The 15,979-nt window shown below is 75.4% G+C and carries 15 protein-coding genes; 4 read left to right on the top strand and 11 right to left on the bottom strand.

What is annotated here, in order from left to right; genetic code table 11:
* Positions 1-4 precede the first annotated feature (4 nt).
* Together I003_RS0114165 and I003_RS0114170 are read left to right on the top strand one after the other, a co-directional pair.
* Complete coding sequence (locus I003_RS0114165; RefSeq protein ID WP_027772131.1) at positions 5-475, top strand: carboxymuconolactone decarboxylase family protein; 471 nt, start codon at positions 5-7, stop codon at positions 473-475.
* Between the two features lie 29 nt (positions 476-504).
* Positions 505-1,254, top strand: a complete 750-nt coding sequence (locus I003_RS0114170; protein ID WP_027772132.1) for an isocitrate lyase/PEP mutase family protein — start codon at positions 505-507, stop codon at positions 1,252-1,254.
* A gap of 9 nt (positions 1,255-1,263) precedes the next feature.
* On the opposite strand, the gene I003_RS32220 is transcribed toward I003_RS0114170, so the two are convergent.
* The 8 genes from I003_RS32220 to I003_RS0114210 all read right to left on the bottom strand — a co-directional run bounded on the left by I003_RS32220 (position 1,264) and on the right by I003_RS0114210 (position 10,053).
* Positions 1,264-3,027: a hypothetical protein gene (locus I003_RS32220; RefSeq protein WP_051368245.1), complete on the bottom strand. Its 1,764-nt coding sequence runs from the start codon at positions 3,025-3,027 to the stop codon at positions 1,264-1,266.
* Between the two features lie 31 nt (positions 3,028-3,058).
* Entirely contained in the window at positions 3,059-3,631 is a 573-nt protein-coding gene (locus I003_RS36050; RefSeq protein WP_158688974.1) for a hypothetical protein, read from the bottom strand.
* Between the two features lie 41 nt (positions 3,632-3,672).
* Entirely contained in the window at positions 3,673-5,295 is a 1,623-nt protein-coding gene (locus I003_RS0114185; RefSeq protein WP_486584218.1) for a hypothetical protein, read from the bottom strand.
* 163 nt (positions 5,296-5,458) lie between these two features.
* Positions 5,459-5,647 (bottom strand): 50S ribosomal protein L32, encoded by a 189-nt coding sequence (gene rpmF / locus I003_RS0114190; RefSeq protein ID WP_486584219.1) that lies wholly within the window; start codon positions 5,645-5,647, stop codon positions 5,459-5,461.
* A gap of 398 nt (positions 5,648-6,045) precedes the next feature.
* On the bottom strand, positions 6,046-7,044 hold the full coding sequence (locus I003_RS0114195) for a malate dehydrogenase (RefSeq protein WP_027772135.1): 999 nt from the start codon (positions 7,042-7,044) through the stop codon (positions 6,046-6,048).
* A gap of 163 nt (positions 7,045-7,207) precedes the next feature.
* Positions 7,208-8,647, bottom strand: a complete 1,440-nt coding sequence (locus tag I003_RS0114200) for a helix-turn-helix domain-containing protein (RefSeq protein WP_027772136.1) — start codon at positions 8,645-8,647, stop codon at positions 7,208-7,210.
* Between the two features lie 114 nt (positions 8,648-8,761).
* Positions 8,762-9,145 (bottom strand): DUF3017 domain-containing protein, encoded by a 384-nt coding sequence (locus I003_RS0114205; protein ID WP_027772137.1) that lies wholly within the window; start codon positions 9,143-9,145, stop codon positions 8,762-8,764.
* Positions 9,145-10,053, bottom strand: a complete 909-nt coding sequence (locus I003_RS0114210) for a bifunctional methylenetetrahydrofolate dehydrogenase/methenyltetrahydrofolate cyclohydrolase (protein WP_027772138.1) — start codon at positions 10,051-10,053, stop codon at positions 9,145-9,147. Before I003_RS0114210 ends, I003_RS0114205 begins: the two co-directional genes overlap by 1 nt.
* Before the next feature lie 111 nt (positions 10,054-10,164).
* Here I003_RS0114210 and I003_RS0114215 point away from each other — a divergent pair, with 111 nt between their 5' ends.
* Complete coding sequence (locus tag I003_RS0114215) at positions 10,165-10,749, top strand: hypothetical protein (RefSeq protein WP_027772139.1); 585 nt, start codon at positions 10,165-10,167, stop codon at positions 10,747-10,749.
* Between the two features lie 74 nt (positions 10,750-10,823).
* On the opposite strand, the gene purH is transcribed toward I003_RS0114215, so the two are convergent.
* Both purH and purN read right to left on the bottom strand, forming a co-directional pair.
* Positions 10,824-12,422 carry a bifunctional phosphoribosylaminoimidazolecarboxamide formyltransferase/IMP cyclohydrolase gene (gene purH / locus I003_RS0114220; RefSeq protein ID WP_027772140.1) on the bottom strand — a complete coding sequence of 533 codons (1,599 nt, stop codon included), beginning with the start codon at positions 12,420-12,422 and terminating at the stop codon, positions 10,824-10,826.
* Positions 12,415-13,062, bottom strand: coding sequence for a phosphoribosylglycinamide formyltransferase (gene purN / locus I003_RS0114225; protein WP_027772141.1), 648 nt, complete (start codon positions 13,060-13,062; stop codon positions 12,415-12,417). Before purN ends, purH begins: the two co-directional genes overlap by 8 nt.
* Positions 13,063-13,394: 332 nt before the next feature.
* Between purN and I003_RS34830 the strand changes: the two genes are divergently transcribed.
* A complete protein-coding gene (locus tag I003_RS34830; protein WP_037720876.1) occupies positions 13,395-14,429 on the top strand; it encodes a hypothetical protein in 1,035 nt (344 codons plus the stop codon).
* 113 nt (positions 14,430-14,542) lie between these two features.
* Here I003_RS34830 and I003_RS34245 read toward each other — a convergent pair whose 3' ends face one another.
* Positions 14,543-15,958, bottom strand: a complete 1,416-nt coding sequence (locus I003_RS34245) for a cell division protein PerM (protein ID WP_158688975.1) — start codon at positions 15,956-15,958, stop codon at positions 14,543-14,545.
* Positions 15,959-15,979 lie beyond the last annotated feature (21 nt).

Below are 15,979 nucleotides of genomic sequence, written 5' to 3' on the forward strand. Positions count from 1 at the left end.
AGGCATGACACAGCGTCTCGATCTCTTCGCCCTCGCCCCCGACGTCCACCGCGCGCTGGTCAGGGTGGAACAAGCGGCCAAGAAGGGCCTCGATCCGGTCATCTTCGAGCTGGTGAAGCTCCGGGCCTCCCAGATCAACCACTGCGCGTTCTGCATCGACATGCACTCGAAGGACGCCCGCGCGGCCGGGGAGACGGAGCAGCGGCTGTACCTCCTCAACGCCTGGGAGGAGGTACCGCACCTGTACACGGAGAAGGAGCAGGCGGCGCTGGCCCTGACCGAGGCGGTGACGGTGCTGACGGACGGGTTCGTGCCGGACGCGGTGTACGAGCGGGCGGCCGAGCACTTCGGGGAGAAGGAGCTGGCGCGGCTGATCGGGGTGCTGACCGTGATCAACGCGTGGAACCGGTGGTGTGTCACGAGCAGGGCCGAGGCGGGGAACTACCAGCCCGGGCTGTACGAGCAGCGGGCGTGAGGAAGGGCTTCGACGTGACGGGCACAGGCATGAGCAACGAGGGCGTGGACAGGTTCCGGGCCCTGCACCACGGCAGGCGGCCGGCCGACCCGCTGGTACTCCCGGGCCCGTGGGACGCGGCGAGCGCCCGCGTCTTCACGGACGCGGGCTTCGCGGCCCTGGCCACGCCGAGCGCGGGGGTCGCCAGGTCCCTGGGGTACGGGGACGGCGAGTCCACGCCCGTGGACGAGATGTTCGCGGCGATCAGCCGGATCGCCCGCGCCGTGGACGTGCCGGTCACGGCGGACGTCGAGGCCGGATACGGCCTGCCGCCGCGCGAGCTGGTCGAACGGCTGCTGGCCGCGGGCGTGGTGGGCTGCAACCTGGAGGACACGGTGCACCCCGGCAAGACCCTCCGGGACCCGGCCGCACAGGCGGACTTCCTCGCGCGGGTACGGGCGGAGGCGGGCGACCGGCTGTTCGTCAACGCCCGCGTGGACACCTTCGTACGCGGCGTGGCGGACCCGCGGGCGGCGGTGGAACGCGGCCGGCTGTACGCGGCGGCGGGAGCCGACGGCGTGTACCCCATCGGGGCCCCGCCGCGGCACCTGCGGCTGCTGGCCGAGGAGATCGGCCTGCCGGTCAACGCCCTGGCCGTACCGGACGGACCCGGCCCGGAGGAGCTGGGCGGGCTGGGAGCGAGCCGGGTCACCTTCGGGGGCGGGCTGCTCGACCGGACGCTGGCGGCGGTACGGGACCTGGCCACGGAACTGCGGGGGCAGGCCCCGTCCGGGGACTGACCAGGCTCGTCAGGCCCCTCCCGGTGCGGTGCACTCCGCGTCGTCCGTGCAGAACGAACCGGCCATCGCGTCGACGACGTCCCGCTGCCGCGGCCAGTCCGTCGCCGGGCCCGAGGCGAGGAGCGCGTACATCTTCCCGTCCGCGGTCAGCCGGTCGTGGAGCAGGACGCGACGCGGGCCGAGCTGCTCGTCGATGTAGGAGTAGTCGTACTCGGCGGAGGTGCCCAGATCCGCCAGGTCGTTGAGCCGGTAGCCCTTGGCGTTCTCTTTGGTGTGTTCGATTATCTGCACGGCCTCGTACGGGGTGACCTGCTCGGTCACCTCGTAGACCTGGATGAACGCGCCGTCCGCGAGGGGCTCTTCAAAGAAGACGGACACGCCGTCCGCGCGCCGCTCCCAGTCCTCGGGCACGGCGACGGAGTAGCCGTCCTCGGCGGCGAGGACGTAGCCGTCCGGGACAGCGGACTCCGACGGTGACGGTGACGGCGACGGCGACGGCGACGGCGGCTCGGACGACGGGGAGGGGTCCTCCGCCGGCTCCTCGGGCTCCGCGGAGACGCTGCGCTGCGGCTTCGCCTCCTTCTCGCCGTCGTCGTCGCCGCCGAGCAGCAGCCACCCGCCGGCGACGAGCCCGCTGACGATGATCACGACGAGCCCCACCACCGCCGCGACCGCCCCGCGGCGCCGCGGCGGGCGCTCGGGCTCGGCGCCGAGTTCGAAGCCGGGGTAGGGGGTGTAGCCGGCGGCGTAGTGGTCGTACGCGTCGCCGGGTCCGTGGCCGTGCGCGTGCTCCTGGCCGTACGCCGGTACGGGCGCCGCCGGGTACCCGGGCGGCGCGGTGGCGGACTGCGTCGGCAGCTCGGGCGGCGGGGGCATCGGCCCCGGACCGGACTCCGGCCCCGTGCCGGGTGCGGTGGGAGGCGGCGGGTGGGCGGTCCGCGTGGGCAACTCGGCGGGCGGAGCGACCCCCGGGGGCGTGTGCTCCGCTCCCCGGTCGGGCGCGGTGAGGGGAGGTGGCGGCACGGCTGCGGGCTCCCCGGAGCGGTCGGGCACGGTGAGCTGCGGCAGTCCGGCGCGCGGCGCCGCCGCCGGCGCGTCCGGAACCGCGGGCGGGTTCGCCGGCACGTCGGGCGCGGTGGGCGGCGGCGGGGGTGCGTCGGCCGGGGCGTCCGCGGCCCGGCCGGGCCCGGCCGGGGGCGGCGTCGGAACCCGGTCCTCCCACCACTCCCGCGCGGGCGCCGCCGCGCCGGACGCGGAGGCCGGGGTCTCGTCCTCCGTATCCTCCTGCGCGGACGCGGCGTCGCCGCCGAGGCCCCCGGCTTCGCCGGGCCGGTCCGGGGCGGGTGCGTCCTCCGGGGCCCGGGGAGCTTCCGCGTCGGCGTCGGCGGTTGCCCCGTCCACCTGGTCGGCGGACGGGGCCGGACGGTCCTGTACGGGGCCGGCGCCGTCGTCCTCCCCCGGCCGTACCGGTGCGTCCGCGGGGCCGCTCTCCGGCACCGCGTCCCGTACCTCCCCGGGCTCGCCCGCCGCATCCGTCGCCTCCCCGGGGCCGGCACCGGAACTCCCGTCTCCGGCCGGCCGATCCGGCCCCGACGGGGCCGGCCCGCCGGGTACGGCGTCACGCGGCTCGTCCCCGGGCGGAGTGTCCGGCAAGGGCGGCGGCTGCGCGGGGAGCGGCGGCGGGGACGGCGGGCCTGCCGGGGGCGGGGGGACCGCCGAGCCCTCCACCCACTGCTGCGCGTCCTCGTCCCAGTACGACCCGCCGCTGCTCATGTACCTCTCCCCCTGTCCCCCCGCCCGGCTCTCAGCCGAGCAGCCGGGTGATCGACTCCACCGCTGCCGCCGCGGCGGCGCTGCCCGTGGCGGCGATCTGTCCCAACTCCAGCCGGTCCCGCAGCGCGGCCAGCCGGGTACGGTCCCCGCGCCCGGCCCGCGCCTCGCTCTCCAGCTCGATCAGCTCCTGCTCGTCGGCGACGGCCGTCGCCGAGGGCGGCTGCGCCAGCAACTCCGCACGCAGGGCACGGATACTCGCCGCCAGCGCCTCGGCGTCCGCCTGCACCCCGAACCGTACCGAGGAGTCGACGGCCTGCGCCCCCGGCCCCTGGGCCGCGGCGCCGCCCGACATCGTGCCGATAGCGATCCCTCCCGGCAAGGGCGGGGGCACAACCGGGGGCGGAGGCACAGCCGGGGGCGGAGGCACCGGCGCCGAGGGTGCCCCCGGCACCCCGGGCGGCGCCGCCGGCCGGCGGCTGCGGTCCTCCGCACGGGCCTCCTCCCCCGCGGCCACCGCGCCCCCGGTCATGTTCCCGATCTGCACCCCGCCCTGCACCCCGCCCTGCACACCGCCCCGCACCGCCTCGTCCCGCGGCTCGCTCACGTCCGTCCCCTCCTCTTCCCGGTCATCCTCCGCCGTACCGCTCACGATCCCGCACCTCCGCCGTCGCTCCGCGCCGTCGCCGTGGCCCCCTGCCCCGACGCCACCGCACCGCCGCTCATCGTGCCGATGTACACGCCGCCCTCGTTGACGTTGACGATGTACTGCTCGAACTCCCCGGTCTCGTAGCCGCTCTCCCGCAGCGCCTCCGTGACCCCGCTCGCGATGCGGTCACGGACCGTCTTCACGTACCGGCTCACGTCCATCTCCTGGAACAGCGAGACCTCCGGTGACACCGCCAGCTCCCGCACCGACACGGCCGGCCCCTCCGCGGGCCGCCGGTCGGCCTCCCCCTGCCAGTCGCGGAAGGACGCGGCGAGGGTGCGGTACGCGGAGAGCACGGCGTCGACGGACGACGTCGGCGTGGCCCGTACCGCCCGGACGACGCCGCGGACACCGCCGGTGCGGGCCCCGAGCGCGTCGATCTCGCGGTACTCCGACCGGACCGGGAGCAGGACGTGCGGCACGACCTCCAGCACGAGCATCCCGCCCTGCGTGTGCACCCGCACCAGGATCGTCACCACGACCTGCTCCGACCACGCGCCGACCCGGATGCGCAGGAAGTAGCGGCGGGCCTCGCCGCCTTCGTCCACGGAGCCGCCGATGTGGCGGTCGACGGTGGCGGGCGTGTGGTCGACGTCGGCGCGACGCGGCGGCGGCGGGAGGTACACCAGGTGTGTGACCTCCAGGTCCTTCAACCGGTCCCGGCTGCCGGCGGCCGTCGACTCGCGCAGCGCGGCGAGCCGCGGCATGATCAGCTCGACGGCCTTACGGCTGGTCAGGCGCCCGCCGTCGCCGGGCGCGTCCTGGCGCCGCTTCAACTCGACGGCCAGCGACCAGGGTTCATACGGGACGCCGTAGCCGAGGAACGGACGGCCGAAGTCGTACACGGTCAGCCGGGAGTACTGCTCCTGGGCGATGGCCGCGCCGATCCCCTGGTACGCCGCCGGCAGGCCGGGCGGCGCGGTGTCCCGGAAGGCGGCGGGCGACAAGTCCTCGCGCGCGACCCGCTCGAACCAGGCCCGGTGCGCCCACACCGGCACCACCAGCAGCAACGGGAAGACGACCCCGACCCAGTCACCCCCCGTGAGGGCGAAGACGGCGACGATCCAGTAGACCGCCATCAGCAGCAGGCCCATCGCGCGGAACACCGGGGCGAGTTGTCCGAAACCGACCGCCCGCGGCGGGGAGCCCTCGCGCCCGCCGGTGGCGTAGACGCCGTGCTCACCGGGCCCGCCGCGCCTGCGTGCGCTCCACAGCAGGAGGCAGATCACGGCGTACGAGCCCGCGTACCCGCCCGTGAACGACACATAGCTGGTCAGCGCGATGTCGCAGACGGCGAAGAGCACCCAGACTCCGAGCACCCATGCTCCGGTGAGCGACTCCCGGCCGCGGCAGCGCAGCGCGTGCGCGAGCGCCGGCACGACGTCGACGCCGAGCGACGGCGCGACCGCACGCTCCCGGTGCTCGACCAGCTCCCGCAGCACCCGGCGCCGGAACTCCGGGTCGAGGTAAACCCCCGCGCACAGCAGCCGGGTGGCTTCGCTGCGCCCCGGTGCGGGGCCGGCGTTGCCGGTCGCCGCCGCGGCGGGCCGCGGCACGGCCACTCCTGAAGTATTCCCACTCTGCGCCAACTCGCCCCCTAAGTCCGCTTCTTCATGGACCGAGCGTAGCGCCGAGCTAGCCGAGGGTCACCTTCACTGTCAAGGATGTGCCCGTTCCGATACCCCAGCCGGGGCCGGTCGGCCCCGGCCCGGGTACCGAACGGCGCTACGGGCGGTAGACCTGACGGCCCCTGTACTGCCCGCAGTGCGGGCAGGCGGTGTGCGACGGCTTCGGCTCACCGCACGCCGCGTTCGGGCACGCCGTCAGCGCGGGCGCGGAGACCCGGCCGCGCCACTGCGCGCGGTGGTGGCGGACGCGGGACCGCGACTTCTTTCTGAACATGGAGCTGGACACGCTGGTTTCCTTCCTCCGGTGGACGTTCGCTGCGGTGCGGCGAACGCGGGCGGGGGATCCCGCCCGACCAGGGGGCGGAGGACCAGGGCTGTGTCGGGGTGCACGTGCGGGCGCGCCTGGGCGCGCGGACACACGGGAGGACAGGGCGGAGAAGCCGGCTGAGGCACGGGGGCGTCCCGGGGACGAGAGGGTCGAGCAGGGCAGGCCGAAGCAGCCCCGCTGACCGCGGGGCCGGGGCGGGCGCAGCTAGTGCGCCTCGGGTGTGTCGACCGGCTCGGAGACCATGCGCCCGACCGTAGGGACGGAGCCCGGCGGACCGCAACCGAATATCCGCGCGCACACGACCGCGGCGAGCCCTCCCCTGGAGGACTCGCCGCGGCGGAAGGGTGCGTGGACGCTCAGACCAGCCCGAGGGCGCGTACCGCCTCGCGCTCCTCGGCCAGCTCCTTCACGGAGGCGTCGATACGGGTCCGCGAGAACTCGTTGATCTCCAGCCCCTGCACGATCTCGTACGCGCCGTCCGCGCAGGTCACCGGGTACGACGAGATCAGGCCCTCCGGCACACCGTACGAACCGTCCGACGGGATGCCCATGGACACCCAGTCCCCCTGCGGGGTGCCGTTGACCCACGAGTACACGTGGTCCAGCGCGGCGTTGGCCGCCGACGCCGCCGACGAGGCGCCGCGCGCCTCGATGATGGCCGCGCCGCGCTTGGCGACGGTCGGGATGAACTCGTCGGCCAGCCACTTCTCGTCGTTGACGACCTCGGCGGCGTTCTTCCCGGCGATCTCGGCGTGGAAGACGTCCGGGTACTGGGTCGCCGAGTGGTTGCCCCAGATCGTCAGCTTCTTGATGTCGCCGACCGCCGCGCCCGTCTTCTTCGCGAGCTGCGACAGCGCGCGGTTGTGGTCCAGGCGGGTCATCGCGGTGAAGCGCTCGGCCGGCACGTCCGGTGCGGCGGCGCGGGCGATGAGCGCGTTGGTGTTGGCGGGGTTGCCGACGACCAGGACCTTGATGTCGTCCGCGGCATGGTCGTTGATGGCCTTGCCCTGCGGCTTGAAGATGCCGCCGTTGGCCTCCAGCAGGTCGCCCCGCTCCATGCCCTTGGTGCGCGGACGGGCGCCGACGAGCAGCGCGACGTTGGCGCCGTCGAAGGCGACGTTCGGGTCGTCGGTGATGTCGATGCCGCGCAGCAGCGGGAACGCGCAGTCGTCCAGCTCCATCGCGGTGCCCTCGGCGGCCCCGAGGGCCGGGGTGATCTCCAGGAGCCGCAGCCTGACCGGCACGTCCGGGCCGAGGAGTTGGCCGGAGGCGATGCGGAAGAGCAGCGCGTAGCCGATCTGCCCGGCCGCGCCGGTGACGGTGACGGTGACGGGGCTGTCGGGAGTGCGGGTCATGGTGATCTCTCCGATGAGGGGGCGCGACGTACGGGCTGGCTGGCGGGGCCGCGGCGGCCAAGGGCAGCCGTGCCCCCGTAGGTCAATCTATCCGACTGGCACGGAGTGCCCGAGGGTGGCCGGTGTGGGCCGGGTCACGGAAGGAGGCGGGGCGGGGCCGCGGTTACGACGGCAGTGTGCCCTTCGTGCACGCCGCCGTGCCGTCGGGGAGCGACGCGCAGGCGCGTACGGTGTCCAGCTCCTCCGCGACGACCATCGCCGTGTAGCCCTCGCTGGTCCCGGCCGACGAGTCCTCGCGGACCGGCTCCGCACCCGGCACCTCGGCGAGGGCGGTGACGGTCGAGCCGGGCTCCGCGGCGGTGATCCGGGCCCAGGCCGCCTTGCAGGGTTCGCTGTAGCGGATCTCCAGAACCATGTCGCCGATGGTCGTCTCCGTGGTGGTACGGGCGAGGTCGCCGCCGCAGCCCATCTCGTCGGCGTCCTTGCCCGTGCAGCCGGCGCCCCGGCACTCCACGCCCTCGGGCAGCTCCGCCGGCTCGGACGGCGAACCGGACCGGGAGCCGGACGCCGGACCGGCCGGGCCGGAACCGGGCGGCGGGCCGCCGCGCGGCTTCTGCTGCTCCTCGACGCCGGGGTCGGAGATCAGGCCGTGGCCGACGTAGACGACACCGGTGACGCTGCCCGTGAGGAGCAGCGTGACGAGACCGGCGAGGAGGACGCGGCGCAGGGGCCACTTCTCCGGCGCGGGCGGGGACGGGGCGGGGGCGGCGGATGCCGCGGTGGTACGGGCCGTTGCGCCGGCCGGCTCCGGCGTGGGAGCGGGGGCAGGGGCGGGGCCCTGGGCAGGGCGGGAGAGGGCGCGGAGCGGGGCGGTCTCGTCGGTGTCCGCGGCGGGACCGGCGGCGTCTGCGGCTTCGGCGGAGGGGGCGGAACCGGGTCCCTTCCCCGCGGCGGGTTCGCTCTTCGCGCCGTCGCCCGGTTCGCTTCCCCGTCCCGTACCCGTCGCCTCTCCGCCCGTGGGCTCCTCCGCCCATACCCGCCTCTCCGGCGGCGGCGGAGGGCCGGGCCGTACCGCGGAGCGCTCGCTCACGTCGGGGAGCAGGGGCCTGTCCGCATCCTGCGCCGCACCCGCGGCCCACCCGGGGCGCGGTCTCTCCACCGCGTTCTCCCCGGCGCTCTCTTCCGGTCCGGGTGTCCGCTCGCCGCGCCCCCGACCCCGGCCCAGAACCCCCCGCAGCCCGCGCCCCGGCCGGCTCCCGGCCGGCTCCGGGATGGCGTCCGGGCCCGGCTCCGCCGCCCGCAGGGCCCGTAGCGCCGGCTCGTTCCGCAGTTCCGCGCGGCTCCAGGCGCGGTCCGCCGCGGCCCACTCGGTCATGAGCTGCTCGTCCGGCGCGTCCGTCACCTCCGCGAACGCGGCGACCGGATCCCGCGGCGGCATCAGCCGACCGTTGAGGTAGCGCTCCCACGACGACCTGCTGTACCCGGTGCGGTCCGCGATCTCCGACACGGTCAGACCGCTGCGGTCGACCAGCCGGCGCATGTGTGCGGCGAAGTCCCGTATCTGCGGGTCGAGCTCCTCCGGCAGCTCGTTCCAGCGAGGCATCGCTCCTCCCTTGTTCCCCCTCGGTCCGCGTGGCGCGTTCCGGCACCAGCATCGCATCTGCCAGCACGGACGTGGAGATCCCGGGGAGGGACCGGCCCGTCGCGGCCCCGTTCGTCAGCGTACGGAGAAGTGGACCGCGTCCTCCACGAACGGCAACTCCAGCCAGGGGCCCGGCATCGCGACCAGCGCCAGCAGCACGATCGCCAGGCCCAGCACCCCGAACGTCACGATGTCGGTGAACCGGGACCGCACCGCGAGCATGCCCACCTCCGGCACCACCCAGCGCAGCAGCCCGCCGACGAGCAGCGCACCGCCGACGATCAGGGTGCCCTCGCGGAACGGCCCCGCGGCCACCGTGATCAGTCCGGCCGCCGCTATCGCCAGCACCAGGAGTATCGGCCACTGCCGCACCGGCGGCGGTGCCTGGCCGGACGCCGCCCGGCCGCCGCCCTCCGGGCGGACCGTGCCGCGGGTGGGGAACGCCGTGCGGCGGGCCATCACGGCACCGCCGGCGCGGCCGTACCCGTCCCGGAGGCACCGGCGGGCCCCGCCACACCCGCGGCGGCCTCCGCCGCCTCCACGACGTTGACCAGCAGCATCGCCCGCGTCATCGGCCCCACCCCGCCCGGGTTCGGCGACAGCCAGCCCGCGACGTCCGCGACGCCCGGGTGCACGTCCCCGACGATCCTGCCGTGCTCGTCGCGGCTCACGCCGACGTCGAGCACGGCCGCGCCCGGCCGGATGTCGGCCGGCTTGATCAGGTGCGGCGAGCCGGCCGCGGCCACGACGACGTCCGCCTGCCGCAGATGCCCGGCGAGGTCGCGGGTGCCGGTGTGGCACTGGGTGACCGTGGCGTTCTCGGACTTGCGCGTCAGCAGCAGCGGCAGCGACCGCCCGATGGTCACGCCGCGCCCGACGACCACGACGTGCGCCCCGTTCAGCTCCACCCCGAACTGGCGCAGCAGCCGGATGACGCCGTTCGGCGTACACGGCAGCGGCGCGGGCTCGTTCAGCACCAGCCGGCCGAGGTTCGTGGGGTGCAGCCCGTCGGCGTCCTTGGCCGGGTCGATCAGCTCCAGCACCCGGTTCTCGTCGATGTCCCGGGGCAGCGGCAACTGCACGAGGTAACCCGTGCACGCCGGGTCCTCGTTCAGCTCGCGCACGACCGTCTCGATCTGTTCCTGCGTGGCCGTCGCGGGCAGCTCGCGCTGGATCGAGGCGATGCCGATCTCGGCGCAGTCGCGGTGCTTGCCCGCGACGTACTTCTGGCTGCCCGGGTCGTCGCCGACCAGGAGGGTACCGAGGCCGGGCGTGACGCCCCGGCCCTTGAGCGCCTGCACGCGCGTGGCAAGCTCGGACTTGATCGCGGCCGCGGTGGCCCTGCCGTCGAGAATCTGGGCGGTCATGGGCCCATCCTCCCCGATGCTGCGGGTAACAGACCAATCAGCCGGGCTGGACAGCCGTCCTCGGGCCAGGTCAGTGTGTCAGTACGTCCACATCCGCGGAAGAAGGGCACCGTGAGCCTCCCCGAGAAGAACAACCCCTACGGCGGGCCCCAGGGCCAGCACCAGCAGGCGCAGCAGCAGCCTGCCCAGCAGCAGCAACAGCCTTACGGCCACCCGCAGTACCCGGCCGCCGGCCAGCCGTATCCCGTGTACCCGGGCGGCCCCGATCCGTACGGCGGCGTCGGCTTCCCGACGAGCATCCCGGGCAAGGCGACCGCCGCCCGCGTCATGATGTTCATCTCGGGCGGGCTGCAGTCCCTTCTCGCCGGCCTGCTGCTCATCGGCATCGCGGTGGCCAAGGACGACTTCGAGGAGGGCTTCCAGGACGGCTCGGGCATCGACGTCTCCGCCGGTGCCGTGGCCGTCGCCGTCAGCATCTTCCTCGTGCACGGGATTCTGGGCATCGTCCTGGCCTCGCTGTTCGGCAAGGGCGCGGGCGGCGTGCGCATCGGCAGCATCGTGTGGCTGAGCTTCCTCATCCTCTTCGGCGTGCTGACGATCCCGCTGGGCCTGATCTGGGTGACGCTCGGCATCATCTCGATCGTGATGCTCTCGAACGGCGAGTCGGGACGCTGGTTCGCACGGCCCCGGTCGTGACGTGACGTTCGCCACGCGGACGGACGGACCCCCGCCGGCGGTGGCGGGGCTCCGTCCGTCCGTGCCGGCCGTTCTCAGTGGTAGAAGTGGCGTGCGCCCGTGAGGTACATGGTCACGCCCGCCTTCTGCGCGGCCTCGACCACCTGCTCGTCGCGGATCGACCCGCCCGGCTGCACCACGGCCCGCACCCCGGCGTCGAGCAGCACCTCCAGCCCGTCGGGGAACGGGAAGAAGGCGTCCGAGGCAGCGTACGCCCCCGCCGCGCGCTCCGCGCCCGCGCGCTGCACAGCGAGCTTCGCGGAGTCGACGCGGTTGACCTGACCCATGCCGACGCCGACGGTGGCGCCGTCCTTGGCCAGCAGGATCGCGTTGGACTTCACCGCACGGCACGCCCGCCAGGCGAACGCCAGGTCCGCGAGGCCCGCCGCGTCCAGACCCGGGCCCGCGGCCAGCGTCCATCCGGCCGGGTCGTCGCCCGGGGCCTGGAAGGCGTCACGCTCCTGCACCAGCAGTCCGCCGTCGAGGGGCCGGAACTCCCGCGCCCGCCCGGGCGCTCCGGCACTGCGCAGGATGCGGATGTTCTTCTTCCGCGTCAGCGCCTCCAGCGCCCCGTCCTCGTACTCCGGCGCCACGATGACCTCGGTGAAGATCTCCGCGACCTGCTCGGCCAGTTCCTTCGACACCGGCCGGTTGACGGCGATCACGCCGCCGTACGCGGACACGGGGTCGCAGGCGTGCGCCTTGCGGTGCGCCTCGGCGACGTCGCCGCCGACGGCGATGCCGCAGGGGTTGGCGTGCTTGATGATGGCGACGCAGGGGTTCTCGTGGTCGTACGCGGCGCGGCGGGCGGCCTCGGTGTCGACGTAGTTGTTGTACGACATCTCCTTGCCGTGCACCTGCACGGCGCCGGGCAGCCCGGTGCCGGAGCCGTCGGTGTAGAGGGCCGCGGCCTGGTGGGGGTTCTCGCCGTAGCGCAGGGGGTTCAGGCGGGTGTAGGCCGCGCCGACGAAGTCCTGCGGCCCGTCGTCGGCGGGTGCGTACTCCCCGGCGAACCAGTTGGCCACGGCCACGTCGTACGCCGCCGTGTGCTGGAACGCCTCCGCCGCGAGCCGCTTGCGCGTGGCCAGGTCGAAGCCGCCTTCCGCGACCGCCTTCAGCACCTCGTCGTAGCGCGCCGGGTTGACCACGACGGCGACCGACGGGTGGTTCTTCGCCGCGCCCCGGACCATCGACGGGCCGCCGATGTCGATCTGCTCCACGCACTCGTCGGGCGAGGCGCCGGAGGCGACGGTCTCCGCGAACGGATAGAGGTTGCTCACCAGCAGCTCGAACGGCTCGACGCCCAACTCCGCGAGCTGGCGCCGGTGGTCGTCCAGGCGCAGGTCGGCGAGGAGACCGGCGTGCACCCGCGGGTGCAGCGTCTTCACACGGCCGTCCAGGCACTCGGGGAAGCCGGTCAGCTCCTCGACCTTCGTCACCGGCACTCCGGCCGCCGCGATGCGCGCGGCCGTCGAGCCGGTGGAGACGAGCGCGACCCCGGCCTCGTGCAGCCCGCGGGCCAGCTCCTCCAGCCCCGTCTTGTCGTAGACGCTGATCAGCGCGCGGCGAACCGGCCGCCGGTTGTCAGCGGCGGACCCGGACCCTGTGGTGCTCGGGGACCCTGAATTACTCACCGAACCGAACCTTTCGATCCTCGACGCGCCACCCGTCCCGGGCCAGCCGGCCCACGACGTCGACGAGCAGCCGCCGTTCGACTGCCTTGATGCGCTCATGCAGCGCCTCGCCCCCGTCCCGGTGGTCCGCCTCGCGGACCTCGACCGCGCCCTGCGCGATGATCGGGCCGGTGTCGACGCCCTCGTCGACGAAGTGGACGGTGCACCCGGTGATCTTCACGCCGTGCGCGAGCGCGTCGCGCACGGCGTGGGCGCCGGGAAAGCTGGGGAGCAGCGCGGGGTGGGTGTTGACGAACCGGCCGCCGAAGCGGGCCAGGAACTCCTTCCCCACGATCTTCATGAACCCGGCCGAGACCACGAGGTCCGGCCTGTACGCGGCCGTGGCCTCGGCCAGCGCCCGGTCCCACTCGGCGCGGGTGGCGAAGTCCGGGACCCGGCAGACGAACGTCGGCAGCCCGGCGCGCTCCGCGCGCAGCAGCCCCGCGGCGCCGGCCTCGGCCGTGCGGTCGGCGCCGACCGCGACCACCTCGGCGCCGTAGGCGTCCGCCCCCTGCTCGGCGACGGTGTCGAGCAGGGCCTGCAGGTTCGTACCGGAGCCGGAGACGAGCACGACGAGGCGGGCGGGCGCATGCGGAACCACGGGGGATCTCTCTTCGGCGGGCGATTGTGTGTCCGTACGAGCCGCGAGACCCTGGGGTGCCAGGGGTCCCGGGGAGGGGCGGCGGACGTCTGCCACCATACCGGGCGTCCCCTGGCGGGGCCGCGCCAGGCCGGGCGGGGTAGCGTCTCCGGTAGCAGTTACGCGCGCCCGCGCACGTGCCCCGGCCGCGCGGGCAGACGACCTGAGGAGACGACGCCGTCCAGATGCAGCCGGACCGACGCCGCAGCGCGGCCCTCCGACGCCCCGTCCCCGCATCGGCCGGGGGTCCCTCGCAGTCCCGTGGGCGGTTCGCCGCGCCCCGGGATGTGTTCGTGCCCGTGCAGGGCGGCGTCGCGTACCGCGACTCCCGGCCGCCGTCGGACGCCGAGGCGCCGGCGCCGCCGCCGGAGGGTGGCGGGCAGGGGGCGCCGGGCGGACCGGCCGGGCCGGGGCAGCCGCCGGGTGCGCCGCCGTACGGACCCGGGCCCTCCACCGCCCCGCCGCAGGGGGCGCCGTACGGGCAGGCGCCGCAGGACGCGCCGCCGCAGGGGCCGTCGCCGGGGGGATCCCAGAGGTCGCCCGGCGACGGCGGTCAGCAGGACGGTCAGCAGGACGGCGACCGGGGCAGCGGCGGGCAGGGCGACGGGCAGGGCGGCGACCAGGGCAACGGCCAGAACGGCGGTCAGGACCAGCCGCCGCCCCCGTGGGGCAGCCAGTGGAGCAGCCACCAGCCGCCCCCCGGGCACGGCAGTTGGGGCGGCGGCGATCAGGGCCAGACGGGTTCCGGCGGACCGGGCGGGCCGCAGGGTCCCGGGCAGGGCCCCGGAGGGTCCGGGGACGGATCGGGACCGGACCGCGACAACGGCCGCGGCACCAACGGCCGCGGCAGCGGCGAAGGACCGGGCGGGAATCTGCGCTGGGACCCGACCGACCCGGCGCAGCGCCGCGCGCGCTACGCGCTGCTCGCCGGCATGTGGGGCTTCTTCTTCGCCCTGTTCAACTGGTGGCCGCTGGCGCTGCTCCTCGGCGCGCTCGCCCTCTACTGGGGCATCGACGCGCTCCGCGGCAAGGCCCGGACGCCCGGCGGTGCCGCCGGCGGCGGCCAGCGCGGCAACGGCGGCGGCACCGACGCCTTCGGCCAGCCCGTCCAGCGCCCCGCGAAGGGCGGCCGTCCGCACACCACGGCGGCGATCATCGGCATCGTGGCGGCGGGCATCACGCTGGCCATCGTGTTCATCGGGTTCTCGGTGCAGATCGCCTACCGGGACTACTTCAACTGCCGCAGCGACGCGCTCACCGAGGCGTCGAAGGAACACTGCAGCAACGAACTGCCCAAGCCGCTGCGGACGTTCTTCGAGCGCGACTGAGGCCGCGGGCGTCACCGCGGTCCTGTACGTTCCCGGGCACCCCGCCGCGGTGCGCCCGGGAACGGTGCGCGCAGGCACGGCTGCCGTCGTACGCCCGCTCCCGGCGTACGCCGTCAGCCGCCGCCCGGCTCCTCCCACTCCTCCGCGAACCGCGACCGCGGCTCCCACAGCGGCCAGCCGTCCCGCCCCCACGTCCACCGCCGCGCCCGGACCCGTCCGCGGGGCGCCGCCACCGACACCGGCACCGTCACCGGCGGTGCGCCGAGCAGCCGGACGGCCCGTACCGTGAGCGCCACCGGCACCCCGGCCACCGCCGTCCACACCACCGCCGCACCGCCGGCCTGCCACCACACCGGGCCGAAGACCGCCAGCGTCTCCGCGCCGAGCGGGCCCCCGGCGAGCCACGCCACCGCCGCGGTGCCCGCGCCGCAGACGAGCGCCGCCAGCGCCGTCACGCACACCGTGGGCCACCACCGCCAACTCGGCTCCCGCACCCGCACCACCGGCGCCGCGGCCCGCCCCGCACAGCACCCGACGACGATCCCCGCCGCCACCGGCACCGCCGCCACCGCCCAGGCCGGCGGCCCGCCGCCCTCCCCCGGCACCGCGGCGAGCAGCGGGAAGGCGGGCTGCACGGGGAGGCCGGAGGTGCCCAGCGGCGTCACCGTGCTCCCGGCCCCGACGGCGAAGCCGGGCCCCAATCCGTAGGCCGCCGCCCACATCGCGGCGTTCGGCAGCAGGGCGAGGGCGAGGAGGAAGACGCCGAACCGGCCGGAGACCGTCGTGGACAGGGAGAGGACGTGTTCCTGCACTGCGCCCGCGTGCACGACGAGCGCGACCCCGCACAGCAGGGCGCCGCCGCCCAGCAGCGCGACGACCCCCGCCGCACCCGCCCGCGCCGCGGCCTCCACCCGCGGCGCGGCCCCGGCCCGGGCGTCGGCCGCACCCGGGTACCGGCGGCTGGGCAGCAGCACGACGGGCGTCCCGGCCGCGGACCACACCCCGGCGGCGGTGGCCGCGGCGACGACCAGCGGCACCACGACCGCGGCGCCGAGCAGCGCGGGGCGCAGCGGCCCGTCCAGCGCGTACACGGTGACCACGGCGGCGACGGCGAGATAGCCGCAGGCCACCCACGCGCCGGTGACCAGCGGCGTGAGCTGCGGCCGGTGGTCCTGCGGGGCGAGTGCGTCGCGCGCGCCGCGGTGCACCAGGACGAGGGGCAGCGCCGTGAGCAGCAGCGGTGTGAGCCCGACGGGGGTGGGTGCGCCGGTGCGGGTGCCGGGGCGGACGAGATCGGCGCCGTGGGCGAGAAGCCACAGGTCGGCGACGACGTGCAGGGCGGCGCCGGGGTCGGTGCCGGGATCCGGGGAGGTGATCCACAGCAGCAGCATGAGCACGGCGAGCAGGCCGAGGCCGAGGCCGGCGGCGAGGAACCCGACGGCCAGTGCGGTGACGACGGCGGTGCTGCGGGCGGCCTGGGCCTGCCGCCGGGGTGACAACGACGGGGCGAGGTCGGTCCATGGGGTCACGGCCGCCATGCTGCCAAATAC

Source organism: Streptomyces sp. CNQ329 (genome assembly GCF_000482585.1).

Coding starts and splice junctions, on each gene's coding strand:
- I003_RS0114165 (WP_027772131.1), top strand. CDS start 5: ATGACACAGCGTCTCGATCTCTTCGCCCTCGCCCCCGACGTCCACCGC.
- I003_RS0114170 (WP_027772132.1), top strand. CDS start 505: ATGAGCAACGAGGGCGTGGACAGGTTCCGGGCCCTGCACCACGGCAGG.
- I003_RS32220 (WP_051368245.1), bottom strand. CDS start 3,027: ATGAGCAGCGGCGGGTCGTACTGGGACGAGGACGCGCAGCAGTGGGTG.
- I003_RS0114195 (WP_027772135.1), bottom strand. CDS start 7,044: ATGACCCGCACTCCCGACAGCCCCGTCACCGTCACCGTCACCGGCGCG.
- I003_RS0114200 (WP_027772136.1), bottom strand. CDS start 8,647: ATGCCTCGCTGGAACGAGCTGCCGGAGGAGCTCGACCCGCAGATACGG.
- I003_RS0114205 (WP_027772137.1), bottom strand. CDS start 9,145: ATGGCCCGCCGCACGGCGTTCCCCACCCGCGGCACGGTCCGCCCGGAG.
- I003_RS0114210 (WP_027772138.1), bottom strand. CDS start 10,053: ATGACCGCCCAGATTCTCGACGGCAGGGCCACCGCGGCCGCGATCAAG.